At 69.3% G+C, this 22,653-nt stretch carries 16 protein-coding genes; 9 read left to right on the top strand and 7 right to left on the bottom strand.

What is annotated here, in order from left to right:
- The first annotated feature begins 113 nt into the window (after positions 1 to 113).
- Positions 114 to 1,385, top strand: a complete 1,272-nt coding sequence (locus MJ777_RS15205; protein WP_239308851.1) for an RNA polymerase sigma factor — start codon at positions 114 to 116, stop codon at positions 1,383 to 1,385.
- A gap of 121 nt (positions 1,386 to 1,506) precedes the next feature.
- Here MJ777_RS15205 and MJ777_RS15200 read toward each other — a convergent pair whose 3' ends face one another.
- A complete protein-coding gene (locus MJ777_RS15200) occupies positions 1,507 to 3,483 on the bottom strand; it encodes an acetoacetate--CoA ligase (RefSeq protein WP_239308850.1) in 1,977 nt (658 codons plus the stop codon).
- A gap of 362 nt (positions 3,484 to 3,845) precedes the next feature.
- Here MJ777_RS15200 and MJ777_RS15195 point away from each other — a divergent pair, with 362 nt between their 5' ends.
- The 4 genes from MJ777_RS15195 to MJ777_RS15180 all read left to right on the top strand — a co-directional run bounded on the left by MJ777_RS15195 (position 3,846) and on the right by MJ777_RS15180 (position 12,391).
- Positions 3,846 to 5,108 carry an acetoin utilization protein AcuC gene (locus MJ777_RS15195; protein ID WP_239376944.1) on the top strand — a complete coding sequence of 421 codons (1,263 nt, stop codon included), beginning with the start codon at positions 3,846 to 3,848 and terminating at the stop codon, positions 5,106 to 5,108.
- Positions 5,105 to 7,894 carry a bifunctional GNAT family N-acetyltransferase/acetate--CoA ligase family protein gene (locus MJ777_RS15190; protein ID WP_239376943.1) on the top strand — a complete coding sequence of 930 codons (2,790 nt, stop codon included), beginning with the start codon at positions 5,105 to 5,107 and terminating at the stop codon, positions 7,892 to 7,894. The genes MJ777_RS15195 and MJ777_RS15190 overlap by 4 nt, the downstream gene beginning before the upstream one ends.
- Before the next feature lie 84 nt (positions 7,895 to 7,978).
- The gene (locus MJ777_RS15185) at positions 7,979 to 11,173 is read left to right on the top strand and encodes a SpoIIE family protein phosphatase (RefSeq protein WP_239376942.1); all 3,195 of its coding nucleotides are present in this window, start codon (positions 7,979 to 7,981) and stop codon (positions 11,171 to 11,173) included.
- Between the two features lie 393 nt (positions 11,174 to 11,566).
- Positions 11,567 to 12,391, top strand: coding sequence for an ABC transporter ATP-binding protein (locus tag MJ777_RS15180; RefSeq protein ID WP_239308846.1), 825 nt, complete (start codon positions 11,567 to 11,569; stop codon positions 12,389 to 12,391).
- A 126-nt stretch (positions 12,392 to 12,517) separates the two neighbouring features.
- On the opposite strand, the gene MJ777_RS15175 is transcribed toward MJ777_RS15180, so the two are convergent.
- Positions 12,518 to 12,988 carry a hypothetical protein gene (locus MJ777_RS15175; RefSeq protein WP_239308845.1) on the bottom strand — a complete coding sequence of 157 codons (471 nt, stop codon included), beginning with the start codon at positions 12,986 to 12,988 and terminating at the stop codon, positions 12,518 to 12,520.
- Between the two features lie 416 nt (positions 12,989 to 13,404).
- On the opposite strand from MJ777_RS15175, the gene MJ777_RS15170 reads away from it, so the two are divergent.
- Positions 13,405 to 13,749: an Lsr2 family protein gene (locus MJ777_RS15170; protein ID WP_239308844.1), complete on the top strand. Its 345-nt coding sequence runs from the start codon at positions 13,405 to 13,407 to the stop codon at positions 13,747 to 13,749.
- A 261-nt stretch (positions 13,750 to 14,010) separates the two neighbouring features.
- On the opposite strand, the gene MJ777_RS15165 is transcribed toward MJ777_RS15170, so the two are convergent.
- On the bottom strand, positions 14,011 to 15,486 hold the full coding sequence (locus MJ777_RS15165) for an aminopeptidase P family protein (RefSeq protein ID WP_370652729.1): 1,476 nt from the start codon (positions 15,484 to 15,486) through the stop codon (positions 14,011 to 14,013).
- Between the two features lie 236 nt (positions 15,487 to 15,722).
- Here MJ777_RS15165 and MJ777_RS15160 point away from each other — a divergent pair, with 236 nt between their 5' ends.
- Entirely contained in the window at positions 15,723 to 16,847 is a 1,125-nt protein-coding gene (locus tag MJ777_RS15160; RefSeq protein ID WP_370651452.1) for a CaiB/BaiF CoA transferase family protein, read from the top strand.
- A gap of 112 nt (positions 16,848 to 16,959) precedes the next feature.
- Positions 16,960 to 18,270 (top strand): LCP family protein, encoded by a 1,311-nt coding sequence (locus tag MJ777_RS15155; RefSeq protein ID WP_239376941.1) that lies wholly within the window; start codon positions 16,960 to 16,962, stop codon positions 18,268 to 18,270.
- On the opposite strand, the gene MJ777_RS15150 is transcribed toward MJ777_RS15155, so the two are convergent.
- The 4 genes from MJ777_RS15150 to ppgK all read right to left on the bottom strand — a co-directional run bounded on the left by MJ777_RS15150 (position 18,264) and on the right by ppgK (position 22,160).
- Positions 18,264 to 19,211, bottom strand: a complete 948-nt coding sequence (locus tag MJ777_RS15150; RefSeq protein ID WP_239347589.1) for a YihY/virulence factor BrkB family protein — start codon at positions 19,209 to 19,211, stop codon at positions 18,264 to 18,266. The two genes, MJ777_RS15155 and MJ777_RS15150, sit on opposite strands and share 7 nt — an antisense overlap.
- Before the next feature lie 325 nt (positions 19,212 to 19,536).
- Positions 19,537 to 19,740, bottom strand: a complete 204-nt coding sequence (locus MJ777_RS15145) for a hypothetical protein (protein WP_131768226.1) — start codon at positions 19,738 to 19,740, stop codon at positions 19,537 to 19,539.
- Positions 19,741 to 19,872: 132 nt separating this feature from the next.
- Positions 19,873 to 21,117 (bottom strand): septation protein SepH, encoded by a 1,245-nt coding sequence (gene sepH / locus MJ777_RS15140; RefSeq protein ID WP_239376940.1) that lies wholly within the window; start codon positions 21,115 to 21,117, stop codon positions 19,873 to 19,875.
- 230 nt (positions 21,118 to 21,347) lie between these two features.
- On the bottom strand, positions 21,348 to 22,160 hold the full coding sequence (gene ppgK / locus MJ777_RS15135) for a polyphosphate--glucose phosphotransferase (protein WP_239308839.1): 813 nt from the start codon (positions 22,158 to 22,160) through the stop codon (positions 21,348 to 21,350).
- A 212-nt stretch (positions 22,161 to 22,372) separates the two neighbouring features.
- Between ppgK and MJ777_RS15130 the strand changes: the two genes are divergently transcribed.
- On the top strand, positions 22,373 to 22,653 hold a 281-nt coding region (locus MJ777_RS15130), incomplete at its 3' end, for a radical SAM protein (RefSeq protein ID WP_239376939.1).

Here is a 22,653-nt window from a genome sequence, read left to right as displayed (position 1 = left end):
TCGCTTACGTCCGGTTGTGTCTGAACGCGGAATGGGAGGGACGCCGTCAGGCGTTGCCCATACGTGCAAGCACCAAGACCCGCCACCCGCACCGACCTTCGGATCTGCTACTGATGACGCTGCCTGCCCTGGAACTTCATGAGCGCCCCGACGAGCCGCGTACGCGTGCCACAAGTACGCGGCGCACCCGTCGGTCGGCCACTCCTGCACGCACGGTGCCCGGCCGTGGCCTGGCCGCCGTGCCCGATGATACCGACGAACTCGACGTTACTCAGGTCGCCGAGCTTGTCGCGCGTGGGCGCGAATCCGGCGAATTGAGCCGCGCCGAACTTCGCGAAGCGCTCGAGACCGCTGACCTCGGTCTTGAACTACTTCCCGTTCTGACTGCCCGGTTGACAGCCCTTGGCGTCGAGGTTCTCGACGAGGAGGAGTCAACAGGTGGAGCACCGGCTGCCCGCGCAACCTCGGAGCATGCCGGAACGGCCGATCTCGTGCGCATGTACCTGCGCGAGATCGGCAAGGTACCCCTGCTCAACGCCGCGCAGGAAGTCGAGCTGTCCAAGCGGGTCGAAGCCGGCCTGTTTGCCGAGTACAAGCTGGACACTGACTCCGACCTGGAGCCGGCGCTGCGGCGCGATCTCGGGACCCTGGTCCGGGACGGGCATGCGGCAAAACAGCAGCTGGTCTCGGCGAACCTGCGCCTGGTGGTTTCGGTCGCCAAGAAGTACAGCGGTCGTGGCATGACCCTGCTCGACCTGGTTCAGGAGGGAAACCTCGGGCTGATCCGCGCGGTCGAGAAGTTCGACTACGCCAAGGGCTACAAGTTCTCGACCTACGCCACCTGGTGGATCAGGCAGGCGATCGGTCGGGCACTGGCCGATCAGGCCAGGACGATCCGGATCCCGGTCCATGTCGTCGAGCAGATCAACAAGATCACTCGGCTGCAGCGCCAGCTCGTCTCCACACTCGGTCGGGAACCGACTGACGAGGAGCTGGCTCTGGAGCTCGACATGCCGATCGAGCAGGTCGTCGAACTGCGCCGGTACGCCCAGGACACGGTCAGCCTGGAGACCGCGGTGGGCGACGACGGGGATTCGGTCCTCGGTGACTTCATCGAGGATGCGGATGCCACCTCTCCCGCGGACGCCGCCTCCTACGGCGCCATGCAGGACGAGATCGAGGGCGTGTTGAGTGGGCTCACACCGCGTGAACGTGAGGTCATGCGGCTGCGCTTCGGCCTCGCCGACGGCAAGCAGCACACGCTTGCCGAGGTCGGTAACCGTCTCGGGCTGACCCGTGAGCGGATTCGCCAGATTGAGCGCGACACCCTTCGCGAACTGCGTAAGCCGGCGGTCGCGAGCAGGTTGCGCGAGTTTCTCGACTGACGCATCCGGGGATGTAGCGCGTCCGGGATGTAGTGCGTCGTCGTGGTGGAGATCCCCTGCCCGGTCACCGGGCAGGGGATCTTTTTTTGGCGCGAAGGCGAGGGCTGCCGGCCGCCGCCGGTCAGCTGGCCGCGGGCGGGATGAACGGCAGCAACGCCTCGGGATTGGCGACCATGCCGAGGTTGACGGCCTGCTCCAGGGCTGCACCCAGCAGCAGGCGCCGAACCGGCACTTCCAGTTTCTTGCCGTTGTAGGTGCGGGGAATCGCGGAGACCTGTTCGACGCGGTCAGGCACATGCCGGGGGCTCAGCTCCCTTCTGATCGTCGTCAGCAGGGAGCTGATGAAGGAGTCGGCAAGCGTTCCGTTGTCGTCCAGCACGACGTACAGCACGAGCTCACCTGGCCGCTCGGCGGTCGAGGTATCGATGATCATGCTGTCCGCCACGCCGGGGATGCTGTCCAGCACCTGGTAGAACTCGGCGGTACCCAGCCGGACTCCGCCGCGCTTCAGGGTCGCGTCCGAGCGGCCATATATGATCATTGATCCGGTGGGGGTGATCCTGGCCCAGTCACCGTGGCGCCATACGCCGTGATAGGTCGAGAAGTAGGACGCGCGCAGCAGCGAGCCGTCATCGTCGCCCCAGAAGAAGAGCGGCATCGAGGGCATGGGCGCGGTGAGCACCAGTTCGCCGATCTCGTCGACGAGTTCCTTGCCGTCACCGTCGAAGATGCTCACCGCGCACCCGAGCCCGCGCATGGAGATCTCCCCGGCGTGCACTGCCAGCGTGGGCAGGCCCGCCGCGACCGCCGTGCACATGTCCGTGCCGCCGCTGACCGACGAGAGCATCAGGTCGGAGCCGACCGCGTCGTACACCCAGGCGTACCCGGCCGGGGACAACGGCGAGCCGGTGGAACCGATGGTACGTATCGCGGAGAGGTCGGCGATCTCCCGCGGGACGATGCCCGAGCGTTCACACGCGGCCAGCAGGCCGGGACTTGCTCCCAGGCAGGTGATGCGGACGGCCTCGGCGAGCCGCCACAGGGTCCCCAGGTCGGGGAACTTCGGGCTGCCGTCGAAAAGCACGACGGTCGCCCCGGTCAGCAGGCCGGACACGAGCAGGTTCCACATCATCCAGCCGGTGCTCGTCACCCACAGGAAGCGATCGTCAGGTCCCAGATCGAGATGGAGTACCAGCGACTTGAGGTGTTCCAACAGGATTCCGCCATGGCCCTGCACGATCGGTTTCGGGCGGCCGGTCGAACCCGAGGAGTACAGGATCCACAGCGGCGAGTCGAAGGGGACCCGGTGGAAGGCGGGGACCTGGTCATCGCAGCCGGCGAGCAGGTCCGCCCAGGAGATGACAGCCGGTAGGTGGGCCTTGTGGGCACGCTCGACGGCATCCGCGGCCAGGTATGGGATCACGACCATTGCCCGCAGGTCTGGCAGACGGTCGGCCACGCCACCGAGCGCGCCGAGCGTGTCAAAGGACTTTCCGCCGTAGGTGTAGCCGTCCACCCCGATGAGTACCGTTGGGGTGATCTGAGCGAAACGGTCGGCAATGGCGGAAGACCCGAAATCCGGGGAACAGCACGACCAGACCGCGCCGACGCTGGTCGCGGCGAGCATGGCCACCACGGCATGGACGCAGTTCGGCAGCACGGCGCAGACCCGGTCGCCGGGACGCACACCCAGGCGCCGCAGCCCCGCCGCGGCCGCCGCGACCTCGCGGCGAAGTTCGTCCCAGGAGACCACGGCGGTGGTCGAGTCCTCGCGGACGGCGATCACCGCGGGTGCGGGGCCATGTCGCGTTAAAGCGTTCTCGGCATAGTTCACGCGGGCGGTCGGGAACCACTGAGCGCCCGGCATCCGGGCGTCGGCAAGGGCAGGGCCGTCCCCGCGCTCGCCCTCGACCGCGCAGAAATCCCAGATCGAGTCCCAGAACCCGTCAAGGTCGTCCACCGACCACTGCCACAAAGCCGTGGCACCGCTCAGCTTCCGGTCGCGTTCGGTGGCCAGCCAGTCCAGATAGGCGGTGACCCCGGCGGCGCGGACCCGCTGCGGAGATGGCGTCCACAACCGCCGTCCCGCGATATCCATCCTGGGCCCGGCATCTGGCGCAATCTCGTGTTCATCATCGTGTCCAACAGCCACGGACTCAGACCCTAACGAATACGGGAGGCCGAAATGGTCCACTCGACGGCCGGGGTGCGTCGAAAAAATCACGCCGTGCGACCAGCCGCCGCCTTTGGCCTGGTTGGCCTGGTCGGCGGGCCTGGCCGGAGTGGCCGGAGTGGCCGGACTGGCCGGACTGTGCCGCTGGCGACGCCGCGTCCCCTATTGCCGGTCGCTCGTGGAGCGCCCGGCAATAGGACTGTCCGGCTCGCGGCCTTGCCAGCAGCCACCTGGACGCGGTTCCCTGATCGAACGACGGCTTCCGCAACACGCCGTAGGGTCGAATCATGGGCAGTGCTTCGCGGCCGAACGGTTCCGCTGACGGTGGTGATCCCGGGCCAACACTGGTCATGTGGGATTCCGAGCTGGCTGATTACGGCTTCGGGCGCGGACACCCGCTGCATCCCGTGCGGCTCGAGCTGACCATGGATCTCGCCGCGCGTACCGGCGTGCTGGACGGCCCCCAGGTGGCGGTCCGGCCGCCTCAGCTCGCCACGGATGACTTGATCGAACTTGTGCACGATCCCGCGTACGTGCAGGCGGTGCGCCAGGCGCCGCGGTACGCCGCGCGCGGATTGGCGACCATGTTCGGTCTGGGAACGCCGGACAACCCGGTCTTCGAGTCCATGCACACCGCCGCCGCTCGGATTACCGGTGGGACGCTGGCCGCGGCCGAGGGCGTGTGGACGGGACGGCACGGCCATGCCGTGGCTCCCGCGGGCGGGCTCCACCATGCGATGCGTCTCGCCGCCAGTGGGTTCTGCGTCTACAACGACCCGGCGGTGGCGATCGCCTGGTTGCTGCGCAACGGGGCCGCTCGGGTGGCCTACGTCGACGTCGACGTTCATCACGGTGACGGTGTCCAGACCGCTTTCTACGATGACCCACGGGTACTGACGATCTCCTTGCACCAGTCCGGCCGGACCCTGTTTCCCGGCACCGGTTTCCCGGACGAATCCGGGACAGGGGAGGCCAGCGGTATGTCGGTCAACGTCGCGCTGCCGCCGCGCACCGGAGACGCCGGATGGCTGCGGGCGTTCAGCGGGGTGGTTCCGGTGCTGCTGCGTGAGTTCGCCCCTGAGATCCTGGTCACCCAGCACGGGTGTGACACACATTTCCTCGATCCGCTCGGGGATCTGACACTGTCGGTCGACGGACAGCGTGCTTCCTACCAGGCCCTGCACGATCTGGCACATGACGTGTGCGGCGGACGATGGGTTGCCTGCGGGGGCGGTGGCTATGCGCTCGCGTCGGTGGTGCCACGCGCCTGGACGCACCTGCTGGCCATTGCCGGCCACGTGCCGCTGGACTGCTCGCGGTCGCTGCCGCAGGAGTGGCGGCACACGGCTGACGCCCGCGTGCGGGAGGCCACCGGCGCGGCCGTCGCTGGCGGTCCCACGCCCGACCGTTTCGGCGACGGCGTCGACATCGCCTTCCATCCCTGGGAGGCAGGCGAGGGTGATCCGGATGACCCCCTGGACCGGGCGGTGGCGGCCACCCGGCGAGAGATCCTTCCGCTGCATGGTCTCGACCCCCTCGTCGACAGATGAGTGACACCGTGCCGCCGAGCCATGACGACGGGATGCGGGCCGACGCCGGGGCGAGCTACCCGGCGAGGTGGGAGGCGGACGTCATCCTCGCCGACGGGGGTACTGCCCGGCTTCGTCCGGTCATACCTGGTGACGGTGAGCGGCTGCGCGCGTTCTGGGGCCGTCTGTCGATGCGCAGCATCTACTTCCGCTACTTCAGCGCACGCGGGCCGCTCACCGATACCGACATCCGGCGGATGACCGTTGTCGACCAGTGGGTGCGTGGGGCCTTGGTCGCGCTCATCGGGGACGAGATCGTGGCCATCGCCCACTGGGAGGGCGCACCGGCGCCGGCGGCCGAGCATGATCGGACGGATGCGGAGGAGCCGCCACCGGGGGCGCGGCGGCCGGCGTTGGCCGCGGAGGTCGCTTTTCTCGTAGAAGACGCCCACCAGGGACGCGGCCTCGGATCGGTCCTGCTGGAACATCTGGCGGCGGCGGCGTCCGAACGCGGGATCCGTCGTTTCGACGCCGATGTGCTCAGCGAGAACCGCCAGATGATCGGGGTTTTTCTGGACGCCGGTTACAGTGTGTCACGAGCGTGGGATAGTGGGGCGGTCCGGCTGTCCTTTGAGATCGCACCCACGCAGACCTCGGTGGACGTCATGCGTGCCCGTGAGCACCACGCGGAGGCCGCGTCGATCGTCCGGCTGCTGCACCCGCGGTCCGTCGCGGTGATCGGGGCTTCCCGGGATCGCGACGCGGTGGGGCACACGGTCTTCCGGCACCTGTTGGCCGGTGGGTTCGCCGGCCCGGTCTATCCGGTCAACCCCGCCGCGGCTGACGTCGGGGGCGCGGTCGCCTCGGTACGGGCGGTCGCCTCGGTGGCCGACATCGACGGCCCGGTGGACCTGGCCGTGGTGTGCGTGCCACCGCCTAACGTGCCCGAGATCATAGACCAGTGCGGCCGTAAGGGCGTCCGCGGTCTGGTGGTGCTCACCGACCTCGGCGACTACCAGGCGGAGATCGAGGTCACAGCCGCGGCCCGCGCATTCGGCATGCGCGTGGTGGGGCCGGCGAGCCTGGGCATCCAGAACCTCGCCACCGGGCTCAACGCGTCGTTGGCAGGCCGGATGCCCGCCCCTGGGCGGGTCGGCTGCTACTCACAGTCCGGCCCGCTCGGCGCGGCGCTGCTGGAGGCGGCGGCTGCCCGCGGGGTTGGGCTGTCCTGTTTTGTCTCAGCGGGTGACCGGGTCGACGTGAGTGGCAACGACCTTCTGCAGTTCTGGGAGGAGGATCCAGCCACCGACGTGGTCTTCATGCACGTGGAGACCTTCGGCAACCCGCGGAAGTTCGCCCGGCTGGCCCGCCGGGTCGGACGGCGCACGCCGGTCGTGGTGGTGACCAGCGGCCGCTCGCCCCTGGATGACGCGTTACTGCGCCAGACGGGCGTGATCAGGGTTGATCGGATCTCCCAGGGCTTCGATGTGGCGCTGCTGCTGACCGCCCAGCCGCTGCCGGCCGGGCGGCGGGTCGCGGTCGTCGGCGACTCCCGGGCGCTGGTCTGGCTGACCTGCCAGGCCGCGGAGGCGTCCGGGCTCGCGGTGGAGCGGATCCTGCTGCCGGGTGGCACCCCGCCCGAGACGTTCACCGAGGTTCTCATCGACGCGGCTGGCCGCGCGGACGCGCTGATCGCGACGGTGGTGCGGCTGGCGCCGGCTGAGCCCGGCCCGGTCGCGAGGGCGGTCGCGGCCGCCGCGAAGGTTGTCGACGTGCCCGTCCTCGCGACGGTTCTGGGCACCGAGGTACCACCGGATCTCGCTGGCGTGCCGGGTTATCCGTCGCCGGAGGGCGCCGTGGCGGCCTTGGTGCGGGCTGTCTCATACGCTGAGTGGCGCGCGGAGCCGGCCGGCTCGGTGCCTGAGATCACCCGGCGGGCCAAGGCGGCCCGTGCGCTGCTCGCCGGCGTTTCCGGTCCGCTCGACGACGACCGGGTGGCCGATCTGCTCGACTGTTACGGCATCGACGTCCAGCCGTTCAGCACGGTCACCTCCGCCGATGAGGCGGTACTGGCCGCGGAACGGCTCGGGTGGCCGGTGGCCCTCAAAGCGCGTGCCCGCCCGTATCGGCACCGCCCCGAGCTCGGTGGGCAGCGGCTCGACCTGTTCGGCCCGGCGGCGTTGCGGACCGCTTGGTCGTCGATGCTGGCGCGGCTCGGTGACGGGAACGGCGGTGACGCACAGCTCGCCGCCAATGGGTCATTCGTCGTGCAGCGGATGGCCCCGGCAGGGGTCGCGGTGGTGGTCGGTTCCCTCGAGCATCCGCGATACGGGCCGCTGGTGTCCTTCGGGCTGGCTGGGCCCGCCACCGATCTGTTGGGTGACCGTGCCCACCACATCCTGCCGCTCACCGACTCCGACGCGGCGCGGCTGGTGCGGTCGGTCCGGGCCGCCCCCCTGCTGTTCGGTTACCGGGGAGCGGAGACCGTCGACGTCGCAGCCCTTGAGCTGCTGCTCATGCGGGTCGCGCGGCTCGCGGACGACCTGCCGGAGGTGGCATCCCTCACGCTGAACCCGGTCATTGTCTCGAAGTCGTCGGTCACGGTGTTGTCCGCGGAGGCCGTCGTGGGCCGCGGGCTGCCCCGCGCGGACGCTGGGCCGCGCAAACTGTGGGCACCCACGCCAAAGCACGGACTGGACGACGCCAGCGGGTATGTCCATGAAGATGCTCCGGAGGTGACCGGATCCGCACGCGACGTCGGAGCTGTCCCGGGCCCGGGGACGCTCCATGGCGGAGCGTGTTCGTGACCGGGTGGCAACCAGACGATGGCCGGAAATGTCAGGGGTAGGGCATTGAGCACAACGTTGCCCCACCGTCCACAATCTTTTCCCATGACGACGCCGTTCCTCGAGGAGCCGTCCGGACCTTCGTCGGCTGGGTCGACCGGCGATCGGGCCGACGACGACGGTGATGGCGAGCCCCGCGGGCGCGGCCCAGCGGCTGGCGGCGAGGGCACGAACGGCGCGGCGGAGCCGATTGTCGAGCTCCTGACGGCGCTCGTCGCCCAGGCGCCGGTCGGTCTCGCCCTCTACGACACCGCGGGGCGTTATGTGCGGGTCAACGACGTCCTGGCCAGGTTGAACGGCCGCCCTGCCGCGGAGCACATCGGTCGCACCACAGCGGAATTGCTGGGGGACATCGGCCGCGAGATGGACGAGGTGCTTCAGCGGGTGGTCACCACCGGTGATCCCGTGGTGGACCTGGAGGTCAGTGTCGCGGCCGACGGCCCGCAGCCGCCGCGGACCTGGACTGTCAGCTGGTACCCGGCGACCGATGCCCGCGGCGCGCTGCTCGGCGTGGCCTTCGTCGCCACGGATATCACCGCGTTGAGCGACGCCCGTGGCGAGGCGGCCCGCGGTGAGGCCAGGTGCCAGGCGCTGGTCGAGGCTGTGGCCGCGGACGTCTTCCACACGGATGCCCATGGCGGCCTGGACGTCGACCTGCCGCGGTGGCGAGCGATCACGGGCCAGCGGCGTGCGGAGATCGTCGGATTCGGCTGGCTTGACGCGGTGCACGCCGAGGACCGCGACCGGGTCGCGCGGGCCTGGCGGCAGGCGGTCGAGCGGCGCGGCGTCTTTGAGACGGAGTTCCGCCTCGCCGGTGCGGACGGCACGGATCACATCCTCGCCCTGCGGCTCCTGCCGGTTACAAGCGATGATCATTTGGTCGAGTGGGTGGGCACGAGCCGTGACGTCACCGAGGCACGCGCGGCCGCCAGCGCCCACAGTGCGCTGGCGGCGCGTGCGCGGAGCGCGGCTGAATGGAACGAGCGCCTGCGGCTCGTCACTGCCGCGTTGTCGCGCGCGGTGACCGTCGACGAGGTGGCCACCGTCGTGCTCGAAGCCGGGCAGCAGGCCTTGGACGCGGCCGGCAGGGGGGCGGCGTTGGTCGACCAGAGCAGCGGCTGCCTGCGCTTCCGGTCCCTGCTCGGCTATCCGCCATGGTTCGTCAGCAGCTGGTCTGACATCAACCTGGGCGCGATCCACCCGCTGTCGGAGGCCATTCGAGGTGGTCGCGCGTTGTTTCTGTCCGGCCGGGCGGAACTCGCCGGACGCTGGCCCGTGCCAGCGCTGGTCGCGAGCGTCACCGATGCCGATGAGCACGCGTGGGCGGTACTTCCACTGGCTACCACCGACGCCCCGTTCGGCGCGCTGTTTTTCGGTTTCCGCGCGCCGCGCGAGTTCTCGCCGGAGGACCGCGCCTTCCTGACCGCGCTTGCCGACCAGTGCGCCCAGGCGTTCGAGCGCGCCACGCTGTTCGAGCGGGTTCTCGCCGAGGCACAGGCGAGCCGCCGGGCGGAGGAGATGGCACGGATCGCCGAGGGCGCCGCGCGAGAGGCAGGCCGCCGCCTGGAACTACTGGCCCGCGCGACCGGAGCGGTCTCGAGCGCGCTCGAGCCCGAGCGGGCTCTGCGGGCACTCACCGATGTCGTTGTCAGCGAGCTCGCTGATTCCTGCGCGGTGTATCTGCTGGGGCCGGCCCAGCCGGCCGGCTCCAGCCAAAGCGATCAGGACGAGCCCGTCGGGGCAACCGCCGTGCCGCCGGGTGCCCCGGTCCTGCGGCGGGCGGCCGCCGCTGTCCGTCCCGGCCTCACCCGGCTGCCGATGCCGCGGGCCCGTACCGGTCCGTGGCCGGACGACAGCCCGGTCACCCTCGCCGCGCTCACCGGGCACAGCCGTATCGAACCGCTGAGCGGCGCGTCGTGGTTGTCATCCACGGAGATGGCCCGCTGGATGCGGCACGTGGGGGCACACACTCTCGCCGCCGTGCCGCTGATCCTGCGCGGCCAGGTGGCGGGTGTGCTCAGCCTCATGGCAGCCGGGGACCGTGCGCCCTTCACCGGGGCGGACGTCGCGTTCCTGGAGGAACTCGCGGCGCGCGCCGCGGTCGCGGTCGAGCACGCCGAGCTCTATCGCCATAGCCGGGACACCGCGCTGACGCTGCAACGCAGTCTCCTGCCGTTGACCGTGGCCGAGCCTGAGGGGCTTGAGATCGCTGCCCGCTACGTGCCGGGCGTTGCCGACACCGAGGTAGGCGGTGACTGGTTCGATGTCATCGACCTCGGCGCGGGCCGGGTGGGGCTGGTCATCGGTGACGTCATGGGCCGGGGGGTCCGGGCAGCGGCGATCATGGGCCAGCTGCGGACCGCGGTGCGGACCTGCGCGCGCCTGGAACTGTCGCCATACGAGGTGCTGACGCTGCTGGACAGCATCGTCTGCGAGATCGACGAAGGCCAGATCGCGACCTGTATCTACGCTGTCGTCGAACCACACACCGGCCTGCTGACGCTCGCCAACGCGGGCCATCCGCCACCCCTGGTCGTCGCCCCGGACGGGCTGGTGTCGCGGCTCTACATGGAGGCCGGTACCCCGCTGGGCCTCGGCCGCGGTGACATCAGGGAATACACCGTCCGGCTGCACCGGGGAGCGTTGCTGGTGCTGTTCACCGACGGGCTGGTGGAAAGCCGGGATCGTGACATCGACACAGGGGTGTCAGACCTGGCGGCGGTGCTCTCGCGCCAGGGCGGATCGGTGGCCAGCCGGGCGGACCACGCACTGGCCGCGCTCGGCCGGGCGCAGGGCCACGACGACGATGTGGCGCTGCTGCTGGTCGGGCTTGCCGACAGCGACTCAGGCGGGGCGGCCCGGTTCGCCGAGATCGCTGTACCGGCGGGGCCGGCCGGTCTGGGCGAGGCCCGTGGGCACGCCCACGACCTGCTGACGGTGTGGTCGGTGGAGGCCGACATCACCGACTCGGTGGTGCTGTTGATGTCCGAGCTTGTCACCAACGCGCTGGTGCACGGCCGGCCCCCGCTGTCCGTGCGGCTGCGCCGGACCGCGTCGAGAGTGATCGTGGAGGTCGCGGACGGTGATCCGCGGCTGCCCCGGCGGCGTCATGCGGACTTTGACGACGAGGGCGGTCGTGGCCTTGAACTGGTATCCCTGATCGCTTCCCGGTGGGGGACACGTCCGGCCGGCTCGGGAAAGATCGTGTGGGCGGAGATCTCCGCTCCATTGTCACTGTAAGAGCGCCCGGCAAGAGGGGTGTGGATCAAGGAGCGGAGCTGGGGTGCGTGCCCTGGCCCCGCGACGCCGCGTCCCCTCTTGGCAGTCGCTGTAGGAGCGCCCGGCAAGAGGGGCGTGGATCAAGGAGCGGAGCTGGGGTGCGTGCGGCGCAAGGCGGAGAAGGGAGTCACCCTGGTGCTGGGTGACGACCGACGACAACGCGGCGAGGTGCGTGCCTCAGCCCCGCGACGCCGCGTCCCCTCTTGCCGGTCGCTCTAAGTAGTCGTCGGCGGCCGGTGGCGGTTACCGGCGAGGCCACCGGCTCGCCGATCCATCGAGAAGTAGGTCACCATCCACGCTGGCGCCGCGGCCCGGCCGGAGCTGCACCGCGATGCGTCGCGTACCGTGAGGCCCGTGGCGGATGCGGTGGTACGCCTGGACGCGGTAACTGTTGTACGGGACGGCGCTTTGCTGCTTTCCGACATCCACTGGAGTGTCGCGGACGGTGAGCGTTGGGTCATTCTCGGGCCGAACGGTGCCGGGAAGACAACCCTGCTTCAGGTGGCGGCGGGCCGGGTTTTCCCTACGCGGGGAACGGTGGACCTACTCGGTGATCGGCTTGGCGAGCGGGATGTCTTCGATGTCCGCGGGCGGGTGGGCCTGACAAGCTCCGCCGTGGCCGACATCCTGCCCGCGAGCGAACGTGTTGTCGACGTGGTCATGACGGCGGCCTGGAACGTGGTCGGCCGCGCCGGGGAAAAGTACAGCGACGTTGACCTGAGGCGAGCGCGGGATCTGCTGGTCCAGGTCGGGTGCAGAAATCTCGTCGAGCGGCGATACGGCACTTTGTCCGAAGGGGAGCGCAAACGCGTCCAGATCGCGCGTGCGCTGATGACGGACCCCGAGCTGCTGTTGCTGGATGAACCAGCGGCAGGGCTCGATCTGGGTGCCCGTGAGGCCCTGTTGAGACGCCTTACCCGGTTGGTCGCCGATCCGCTGTCGCCCGTGACGGTCATAGTCAGCCATCACGTCGAGGAAATTCCGCCGGGTATCACGCACGCCCTGCTGCTGCGCGCCGGCAGGGTGGTGGCGGCTGGGCCCGCCGGGGCGGTGCTGACCGGGCCGGAGCTGTCAGCGTGCTTTGGCATTCCCCTCGAGGTCGTGGCCGGTGGCGGTCGCTTTGCCGCGCGGATGACGCCTGTCTTCGACGCTCCGGCGCCTACCTCGACGTCCGCCTGAACAGCGACCGGCAACAGGACTGCCCGGCTCCGCGCGGCCGGGGCCTGAGCGCGGCCGGGGCCTGAGCGCGGCCGGGGCCGCTATCGACCGTCCTGTCCACGGCCGCTCCCGTCCCGTCCCGTCTGCCTACCGGGAACGGGCGTCGTCCAGCAGCGCCCACAGCCACCCTGGCCCGGCTGTGGCCGCGCCGATGGCCTTGACCCGGCCGCGAAGCTCCCGGTCACCGGTGACGACGAGAACCGGACCAGCCTGTTGACGGACCTGGTCGACCACGGCGTCGTCCCCCGAGCCAGCCGCGTGGACAACCAGCAGCCGGGGGATGGCTGGGTCAGGACCCGCCGGAACCCCGTCGCGGGCCATGCCTTCGAGAACGAGGACGACCTGGGCGGGTGGATCGTGGCGGCGTGTCCCCGGGTGGTTCGTGGCGGGGCCGCCCGCCGCTTGCGATGCGGACGTGTGCGGGAGGAGTACGGACGGCCAGAGCTCGGATAGGCGTTGGTGGAGGCGTAACGCGGCGCCCGCGCGGTCGCGCCACCATCCGTCCGGGCGTGCTCCTATCACATTTGCGGCATCGACGATCCATGTCCGCTCATCCATCGTGCTCCTCGCTCTCGACGCTCTACCAGACCGTGAATCGGATGAGCGCATCAGCGGCCTGTTCGTGGTGTAAGACATTCGCCGGTGTGGATCCTTGATGGCGTTGCGTCGCGCTCACTCTGCCTTCCGGACCGTGACGTCCTTGTCTGCGCAGACCACCGGCGTTTCGGATCGGAAGTCGCGATTCGCCGACAACCCATGATCAAAATTTATCCTGACAGTGGCCTGCGCACCTTTGGGTTGACGTGACTCACGTCAACCCGAGGACTCTTGTGTGGTGTCGATGACGCCGCTGAGAGGATGTCTGTGGGCGATGCCAGTCGCGCGTGTCCGAACCAGCCGTTACAGTTCTTCCTGATGACGTGGTAATACTAGTCTCGAGAGTTCCTGGGTTCGCTGACCTGAAGGAGAGTGGCATGGCGCAGAAGACCATCGTGTCGTTGATTGACGATCTCGATGGACACGAGGCTGATGAGACTGTTCGGTTCGGACTGGACGGTGCTTCGTACGAGATCGATCTGTCCGAGAAGAACGCCACCAAGCTGCGTGAGTCGTTGGCTCCGTTCGTTGGGGCGGCGCGCCGGTCTGGCGGTCGGGCAACTGCCGCTCGGCGTGGCCCGCGGGGCGCTTCTTCTCGCCGTACCGGGGGTACAGACCGTACCGCCGATATTCGCGAGTGGGCGCGCGCCAACGGTTACACGGTCAGTGACCGCGGTCGTATCGCTTCGAACATCGTCGAAGCGTACGACAAGGCTCACTGAGTGGCTCTCGGTCGCATTCGTCCAGCTAGCCAAAGGGTGCGTGATCATAGCTCTATTTCGCGCGACCGGAGGCCGTAACGGACGCGGTGCGACCGAGCAGTGGCCCATGGAGCGGTGGGGTGCAGCCGCGGTGGTGCCGGCATATAGAGGTCAAACCTCTGGTTGGTACCACTTGCGTCCTATATGGGGGTATGTGGCAACCGCTGTTTCCTGGGCGACAGGTTGAGAAGCCGACATCCTGTCGCCCAGGTCATGTGTGGCTTAGGCGGTCTGATGCCTGGCCATCCAGTTTTCTACCGCTGTAGCGGTACGGGGAAGAGCCTCGGACAGGTTGCGACGGCCGTCGGCGGTGACGAGAATATCGTCCTCAATCCGGATCCCGATCCCTCGCAGCTCAGGGGGCACCGTAATGTCGTCGGGCTGGAAGTAGAGGCCTGGCTCGACGGTCAGCACCATACCGGTTACGAGCGGGCCGTCGCGGTAGGTCTCGTCACGGGCCTGCGCGCAGTCATGGACGTCGAGTCCCAACATATGTGACGTTGAGTGCAGGGTATATCTGCGGTGTAGGCCTGCCTTCGGGGCTTGTGGGTCTTCGGCCAGCGACTCTTCAACGCTGACCGGAAGCAGCCCCCAGTCGTGTAGCGCCTCGGCTATCACCCGCATTGCCATCCGGTGGGGGTCGCCGAACTTTGCGCCCGGTCGCACCGCGTCGATTCCCGCCTGCTGGGCCCGCTGGACCACGTCGTACACCTGACGCTGCACGTCGCTGAAATGTCCGTCCACAGGAAGCGTGCGGGTGATGTCGGCGGTGTAAAGCGAGCGGGACTCCACGCCCATGTCCAGCAGGGCGAGGTCGCCGCGCCGCACCGGCCCGTCGTCACGGGCCCAGTGCAAGATGGTTGCGTGGTGGCCACAGGCCACAATCGATCCGTACCCGACATCGTTGCCGTCGACCCTGGCCCGCCGCCAGAACGTGCCTTCCAACCACCGTTCGCCGTTGGGCAGTGTCGTCGCGTGGCCTATCTCACGTACGCATTCGCAAAAGCCGAGCACGGTCGCGGCGACCGCGTTCTCCAGCATCGAGATCTCGTGTTCGTCCTTGACCAGCCGGAGCTCGGAGAGGGTCTGCGCCAGTTCCAGGTCCCGGTCGGCCGGGTTGGACACGGCTGGCGTGGACCTGTTCGGCTCGCTGGGGGAGTAACGCAGGATCTGGCGGTCCACCGTGGCGTCCAGGCCCCGTACGACTCTGGTCCTCGCCGGGGACAGCCGCGCCAGCGCGTCCGTTAGCTCGCGCAGGGGCCGGCATTCGATCTCGATGGCTGCCGATCTCTCCCGTATGCCCGGCCGCGGGCCTACCCAGAGCTCGCCGTAACGCCGGTCGGCGTAGAAGGCCGGGGACGAGCGGTCCGACCGGTCCGCGACATACAGCACAGCTTCATGGTCGCCGGCCGAGCTCGGCTGGAGAATCACGACGGCGTCGGGCTCATGACAGCCGGTCAGCCAGAAGAAGTCGCTTCCCGGCCGGAACGGGTAATCCGTGTCATTCGCTCGTACGCGGAGTCCGCCGCTGGGTATCACCAGTGTTTCGGCTGGGAAACGTGTGCTCAGCAGAGCACGTCGCTTGGCCGTGTACGGCGCCGCTTCATCACGCGCTGGTGTGACCGTGGGTACCGGCGCCCATCCGCTGGCCATAAATCGACGGAAGGCGGCTGGTGGCTGCTGATCGTGGCTGGCCATCCCGTCCGGATCGGCGCTGTCTGCCTCGGCCGTCGCCGGGGATGACGTGGCGGCTGACGCGCTGTCAGAAACAAGCGTATCGCCGGGGGGCGGGCTTTGGCCGTCCGCGCTGGTTGGCAATGTGGATCTGTCCGGGGAAGGCGGGGTTCCGCCCGACTGCGTACTCATAGTTCCAACGGTAGGCTGCGGCGCTCAAGGCGGGTAGCGTCGCAGGAGTGCCTGTGCCACCGGGTCCCATGGATGGTCTTCTTGTCGTCGATCTCACTCGGGTATTGGCCGGGCCGTTTGCCACGTTGATGCTTGCCGATCTCGGCGCCCGGGTCATCAAGGTGGAACGGCCTGGCCACGGAGATGACTCCCGATCCTACGGTCCGTTCATGGACGATCGGTCGCTGTACTTCGCCCGGGTGAACCGTGGCAAACAGTCAGTCGCGCTCGATCTGAAGGATGCCGACGATCACGCGACGTTACTATCCATCATCGACCGGGCTGATGTGCTGGTCGAGAACTTCCGGCCCGGCGTGATGGACCGCCTCGGTCTCGGCTGGACCGCGTTGTCGCGGCGCAATCCTCAGCTGGTATATGTGAGCATCTCGGGCTTTGGGCAGACCGGGCCGTGGCGAAACCGCCCTGCCTACGACGCGGTCGTGCAGGCCGCTGCCGGCATTATGTCGATCACCGGTTCACCGGCCGGCGAACCGGTGAAGCCGGGGGTCCCGATCGCCGACCTCGCCGCCGGGCTGTACGCTTTCGGCGCCATCGGGGCGGCGTTGCACGGACGGAACACGACCGGCCGCGGCACCTACGTTGACATCGCTATGTTCGATGCCTCACTGTCGCTGCTCGAAGGTGCCGCGTTGTCCTATCTCGCTACCGGGACAACTCCACCACGTATAGGTAACGCACATTACTCGATCGCGCCGTTCGACACGTTTGCGTGTGCGGACCGCAGCATTGTGATCTGCGCCGCGAACGACGCCCTCTTCAGCCGGTTGTGCCAGGCGCTGGATCGCGCGGATCTCGCCGCCGATCGCCGCTTCGTCACCAACAGCGCCCGGTTGTCGGCGCTGGACTCGTTCAAACGCGAAGCGGAAGACACCCTGCGTACCCGGCCTGCTGCCGAATGGCTCGCGATTCTGCACGAGGCGGGCATCCCGTGCGGCCCTATCAACGATGTCGCCGAAGCCGTCTCCTCGGACCAGGCCGATTTTCGGCACATGGTGGTGGAAGCCGGTGGCCTGCCGTTACCCGGCAATCCGGTGAAAATGCCCGAGTGGCCGGAGCCGTCGACCCGGCCCCCCGCTCCCACACTCGATGCGGACGGCCCGGCCATCCGGGCCGAATTCAGCCGCGACCGATGATCGTGGGTGTCGTGAGCATGACACCTGGGCTGGGGAACGTTTCCGCGGCCGCGGAACGTCCACATGACTGGCGAAGGCGCCCCGGATGGTGGGGTGAGCGAGGGGGCGGGCTATGACGTGGCCTCCGGACGGGCAGGTCCAGCGCGCCGCGGGGTGGCCGGTTGGCGGTGGCGGGCAGCGGTCCGCGGGCGAGGAGGGTTCCGATGCCACCCCACCCACCCCGCCGCGACCACCGGCGTCCATCCCGCGCCGGCTGGTCACCGCCGCGGCGGGACTGCTCTCGCTGGTGCTCCTGCTCATATCCGGCGGCGGCTGGCTGGCGTTGCGGTACTACGACGGCAAGGTGACCCATGTCCCGGTGGTCTTCCCCGCCGCCGACCGGCGGCCGGCCGGCGCGGCTGGGGAAACCCAGAACATCCTCCTGGTGGGCTCGGACAGCCGCGCCGGGACAGCCGGTGAGTTCGGCGAGGTCGAGGGCCAGCGTTCGGATACGACGATCCTGGCTCATCTGGACGCCAACGGTTCCACCACGCTCGCCTCGTTCCCGCGGGATCTGTGGGTGACGATCCCCGCCTATACCGATAGCGCCGGGCACAAACACACCGCGGGCAGGTCGAAGCTCAATGCCGCATTCGCCCTGGGCGGACCGTCCCTGCTGATACGCACCATCGAGGAACTGACGAAAATACGTATAGATCATTATCTTCAGATCGACTTCGTCGGTTTCCAGCGGATGACCGACGCGCTCGGCGGGGTGACCGTGTGCGTACGGCCGCTGCCCAACGGGAGCAGGACCAATCTTGACGACAAGATGTCGGGGTGGCACGGCCACGTGGGCGACAACATGCTCAACGGCGAGCAGGCGCTGGCCTTCGTCCGGCAGCGCTACGGCCTGCCCGAAGCGGACCTCGACCGGATCCGCCGCCAGCAGCAGTTCATTGGAGTGATCTTTCGAGCGGCAACATCGACCAGCACGCTGGCCAACCCGGTCAGGCTGGCCTCGCTGATGGACGCGGTCACCTCGTCCATCAGCGTCGGTGACGACACATCGCTGGCGGACCTGGCGCCGCTCGCGGTCCGGCTGCGCGGCGTCGGTACCGGCGGCGTCCGCCTGGCGACCGTCCCAGCGTCACCCGGCCAGATCGGCGGCCAGTCGGTGCTGCTCACCGATCCCGGCAAACTCGCGTCGTTCGTGGCCGGTCTCAGCGGCGGCCAGCCGTCGGCATCCGTGCACGCGACCGTGTCAGGCGCGGGCGCGGGCGCGGGCGCGGCGCCGGTGAGCGCGGGCGCCGCGCCCGATACGGCAGCGGTCGTTCTGGCGGCCGCGACGATCCGGGCCGCGGCAACGCCCACGGCCGCCTCCAGAGCATCGGGTACCACCACCCCCACGCTGGTGCAACCGGCTGGTTCGTGTACCTACTGAACGCGGGCGCGCCGCCGGGACCGCCGCCGGAGGCGGGAACGTGGCGTGGGGGCATCCGCGGCATCGGGCGCTGGCGGCTGCGATTCGGCGGGCACCAGCACGGATTTGGTCACCCCGTCGATGGCGGCGTTGAGCTCGGCGCCGAGCAGAACCGCGAGCGCGGTGATATAGAAGAAAAGAAGCGCCGCGACGGGCGCGGCTACCGAGCCGTAGATCAGTTCATGGCCGAACACGGTCTCCAGGTAGAGACGCAGCAGGTAGCTGCCGACGTTCCAGACCACCATGGCCAGCAGCGCTCCGGGCACCGCGCGCCGCCACGGCCGTCGGGACGGCAGCGCCAAGTGGTATAGGGACGTGAGCATCGCCAGCGAGAATATGGCGACGACAGGCCAGAACAGGACCTTCAGCAGCCATCCCACGGAGTGGTGGTGTTCCGCGTTGAGAATGCGGGAGAGCAGGCCCGGCCCGAGGACGAGCGCGGGGAGGAGGATCACCCCGCTGGTGACCTGCGCAAGGTAGAGGCGCAGCGCCAGCAGCCGGCTACGTACCGCTGAGCGTAGCTCGCGCTGTCCGTAAGCGATCGTGATGGTGTTGACGTAGGTGGCCATCGCGGACGATCCGGTCCACAGCGACAGCAGGAAACCGATGGAGATCACGTCCGGGCGCCCGTGCGTCAGGATCTCGTTGATGGTCGGGCGCACCACGTCGTCGACGACCGCGGGTGTCAGCAGGTCGTTCGCCGCGCTGAGCACGCTCTGCCGAACACTGTCGACGGCGTCGGCGCCAAGTACGTCCCCGATATAGCCGATCGTGCCGAGGATGGCCAGCAGCAGGGGGGGAAGGGACAGCAGCTGCCAGAAACCCGCCTCGGCCGCGAGACCGAGCACACGGTCGCGCCAGGCTCCCGCGACGGTCTGGTGGGCGAGTGTGAGAACACGCATGAACACCGGTTCGCGCGAGGCAGCCACTTGCGGCGTCTGGGCCGATGTTGACGAGTGGCTCAGCGAATGAGGAGGAGCCGGGTCAGCCGACGGGAACGGCGACGCATCAGCCACTGGGCCGGGTACCCGTGGCACCGCGGGCAACATTCGATCCGCCATCGGCACGCGCACCACGGTACGGCTCCAGGATGAGAGACACGCTCAGACCCGGCTGAAAGTGGTGACTGTGACCTTCTGATCGTGGCTCACCAATTCGGAGTTCCTGCCGGATCGGCGAAGCCGATCTGGCAGGCGGGGCCGAATACACAATATAGGGGAAGGTGGTTCAGGGCGAAATGGTCAACTTGTCGGTTTCATCATGGTATTCGGCAGCCACGGCTCGTAGCTTCGAGTCGTGGGACTTGGCGTGGTGCCGGCAGAACAGCAGTTCGCCGCCACCGGGAAGCACGACCCGCACATACGCCTGCGCGCCGCACCGGTCGCACCGGTCGAGGTTGGTCAGCGTCGGTTTGGTAGTGGTTCCAGTCACACCATCTTCAACAGTCTTCGTCGGGATTTGGTTCCACGCCGCCGGTGTGACGGTTCCCTCACAGAGCAACCCGGCGACCTGGCCGCCGGAGCCGCGGAACAGAGCCATGATCGCGTGCCCGCGGGGGCGCCGCTACGGGCGCCGGGCACCGAAGACGATGTCGTCCCAGGCCGGGACGGACTTACGGCCCCGGCGACCGCCGGCACCTCGCTCGGCCGCCCGCGCGGGCGCACCCTGGCGCCCGCGCGGTGGTTGCCCCGTGTCATCAGGTTCGGGCCCAGGCGCCGGTTCCGGCGTGGACGGTGGCTGCGGGGAGACGCCGGAGGCCAGCGGCACGGCGGTGACCGGTGGGACGGCAACCGCCAGTTCGGGTTCGGTGACTGCCGCCGCCGTAGGCGTCGGCGCGGGGCCGGAGCCGGGTGCAGCCGCAGCCGCAGCCGCCGGGAGCGCCGGTACACCTGGTGCGGCCGGCGCCGGCCGGACGTCGCGCACCTCCGCGCCCCGTACGTCCACCACGGGCACCACGGCTTCCGGTGGCTGTGACTGCGCTGATCTGACCGGCGCGGCCGGGGGAGCGGGAACCCGCGCGGGTGCTTCACCCCGGGCGGCGGGCCGGGAGGCTCCGTGTGTCCGCCCCCGTGCCGAGGCCGGCTGGACCGGCGTGGGCGGCGTTACCACGACCGGCGGGTGTGCGCTCGGCGCGGCCGGCGTGGCGGCCGGCTCCTGCACCAGCGTCAACGCGGGACCGGGCGGACGGGCAGGACCGGCCTGCACGGGCGGCGGCGCGGGTGCCGGCTGCGCTGTGGGGTCGGCCGCTACCTCAGGGGCCACCAGCGCTCGGGCGGCATCGTCGTGCGGACGAACACGGCGCACAACCGGGTCCCAGGTCCAGCGTGCGCACCGGCTCTCCGAGGTCAGCTGTACCAGCCAGATCCCGTCCACCCGGCGCCAGGCATCCCACTGCGCGCCGCCGGGATCGTCCTGCGCGGCCATCAGCCGGGCGTCCACCACCTCGCCCAGCGGCCGGCCGGGGGCGCCGCCGGGGTCCTTGGGCAGTAGCGCCGCCCGTGCTTCCTGTACCACCCGGGCCCGCTCGGCCAGGACCGGGCCCTCATAGCGTTCGACCCGCTCGACCGGTATGCCCGCTACCCGCGCGACCTCGGCGGTCGTCTCACCAGCGCGTAGGCGCGCCTGGATCTCCCGCGGGGTCAGGGCGCTTTCCTGGCGAACCTCACTGCGCCGTCCCCCGCGCAGCACCGTCCGGAGCCGGTCGTCGACCGGTACCCGGAACTTCTCCGGATCAGGTCCGCCGGCGGTCTCGGCGAGCACGAGGTAGCCGCCGTCCTCGCTGAGCGCGACCGCTCGCAGCTCACGCATGGCGCCTCCTCATCGGCGTCGTCCGAGCCCGCCCTGAAACGTTTGGTGACGGTGAGTATCCGGACTGTCGAACCCGCCGTTCATGCCTACCCCACAGCTTGCCATCGGCACATCCACGATGTCTCACCCCGGGATGCCGACACGCTTTGTCGGCATCCCGTCGACACGGGCGCCCGGTCTGTCGGCAGCGGCGCGTCGGCCGTTCGGCGGGCTGGCCAGATGCCTCATGGTCAGGGACGGCGGCCTCCGGGCGGGCGGGTGGCGGGCGGCCGTCGGCGCGGCGTTCGCACCGCCGCTTTGGGACGGGTCTGGTCACCGGCCGCGAACAGCGCGGCCCCGACGATCCCGGCGTCGTTCTGCAGCTGGGCGGGGAGCACCTTGGTGCGGACATCGAGACGGTCGAGAAAGCGATCAGCTTTTCGGCTCGCGCCGCCGCCGATGATGATGAGATCGGGCCACAGCAGCGCTTCCAGCGCGTTCAGATAGCGGCTGACCCGCTTCGCCCATTTTTCCCAGGAAAGATCTTCGCGTTCCCGGGCCGCCTCGGAGGCTCGGGCCTCCGCCTCGTGCCCGCCGATCTCAAGATGACCGAACTCGGTGTTCGGGAGGAGCTGGCCGTGCAGGAACAGCGCCGTGCCGATACCGGTGCCGAACGTCGTCATGAGTACGACACCACCGACGTCACGGCCGGCACCGAAGGTCATTTCGGCGATTCCGGCGGCGTCAGCGTCGTTAATCACCGTGGCGCCGCCTGGCAGGACCGTTCGCAGGGTCGCGGCCAGGTCGGTATCCACCCAGCTCGGGTCGACGTTGGCCGCCGTCCTCGCGACACCGTCTTTGAGCACGGCGGGAAAGGTGGCCCCGACCGGCCCCGTCCAGCCGAAATGGGCCACGACGTCGGCGACGGTCCTGGCTATGGCGGGTGGCCGCGACGGCTGCGGCGTCGGGATCCGGACGCGGGGCGCGGTGAGCTTGCCCTCGTCAATGTCGACGGGTGCACCCTTGATGCCGGTACCGCCGATGTCGACACCGAAGACCTGCATTTCGCCTATGCCCTCCTGTTGCCGCCGACCCGCACCGGGCCTACCCGGGCACAGCGCCTCCCACGCGGCGCGCGGCACCGTGGGCCTGCCCGGTCAGCCCGCGCCCACTCCACCATAGATCGGCACGCCTCGCCGGCCCATCTGAGTGTGACACCGGTATCCCGGCCCGATCCCCTCGCGTCACGCCGGATACGCCGCTCTAGGCTGAGACGGTGGCGTTACGGGATTCCTTCGGGCGGGTCGCCACCGATCTGCGGATTTCACTGACCGACCGCTGCAACCTGCGGTGTACCTACTGCATGCCCGCTGACGGCCTGGCCTGGCTGCCGGGGGCGGAGATGCTGACCGACGCCGAGGTTGTCCGGCTCGCGCGGATAGCGGTCACCCGGCTCGGCGTGAACGAGATCAGGCTGACCGGCGGTGAGCCGACGGTTCGGCCGGGCCTGGTCGACCTCGTCGCCCAGCTGGCGATGCTGCGTCCCCGCGTCCAGCC

The sequence above is a fragment of the Protofrankia sp. Cj5 genome (genome assembly GCF_917627405.1).
GTDB lineage: Bacteria > Actinomycetota > Actinomycetes > Frankiales > Frankiaceae > Protofrankia.
The sequence above is the reverse complement of the archived record's forward strand: the minus strand, read 5'-3'. Positions and strand labels throughout refer to the sequence as shown.

Excerpts from the sequence above, each read along its gene's own strand:
- MJ777_RS15155 (WP_239376941.1), top strand. The coding sequence starts at position 16,960 with ATGACGTGGCCTCCGGACGGGCAGGTCCAGCGCGCCGCGGGGTGGCCG.
- sepH (WP_239376940.1), bottom strand. The coding sequence starts at position 21,117 with ATGCGTGAGCTGCGAGCGGTCGCGCTCAGCGAGGACGGCGGCTACCTC.
- MJ777_RS15165 (WP_370652729.1), bottom strand. The coding sequence starts at position 15,486 with ATGGCCAGCCACGATCAGCAGCCACCAGCCGCCTTCCGTCGATTTATG.
- MJ777_RS15160 (WP_370651452.1), top strand. The coding sequence starts at position 15,723 with ATGGATGGTCTTCTTGTCGTCGATCTCACTCGGGTATTGGCCGGGCCG.
- MJ777_RS15205 (WP_239308851.1), top strand. The coding sequence starts at position 114 with ATGACGCTGCCTGCCCTGGAACTTCATGAGCGCCCCGACGAGCCGCGT.
- MJ777_RS15190 (WP_239376943.1), top strand. The coding sequence starts at position 5,105 with ATGAGTGACACCGTGCCGCCGAGCCATGACGACGGGATGCGGGCCGAC.
- MJ777_RS15150 (WP_239347589.1), bottom strand. The coding sequence starts at position 19,211 with ATGCGTGTTCTCACACTCGCCCACCAGACCGTCGCGGGAGCCTGGCGC.
- MJ777_RS15200 (WP_239308850.1), bottom strand. The coding sequence starts at position 3,483 with ATGGATATCGCGGGACGGCGGTTGTGGACGCCATCTCCGCAGCGGGTC.
- MJ777_RS15175 (WP_239308845.1), bottom strand. The coding sequence starts at position 12,988 with ATGGATGAGCGGACATGGATCGTCGATGCCGCAAATGTGATAGGAGCA.
- ppgK (WP_239308839.1), bottom strand. The coding sequence starts at position 22,160 with ATGCAGGTCTTCGGTGTCGACATCGGCGGTACCGGCATCAAGGGTGCA.
- MJ777_RS15170 (WP_239308844.1), top strand. The coding sequence starts at position 13,405 with ATGGCGCAGAAGACCATCGTGTCGTTGATTGACGATCTCGATGGACAC.
- MJ777_RS15195 (WP_239376944.1), top strand. The coding sequence starts at position 3,846 with ATGGGCAGTGCTTCGCGGCCGAACGGTTCCGCTGACGGTGGTGATCCC.
- MJ777_RS15185 (WP_239376942.1), top strand. The coding sequence starts at position 7,979 with ATGACGACGCCGTTCCTCGAGGAGCCGTCCGGACCTTCGTCGGCTGGG.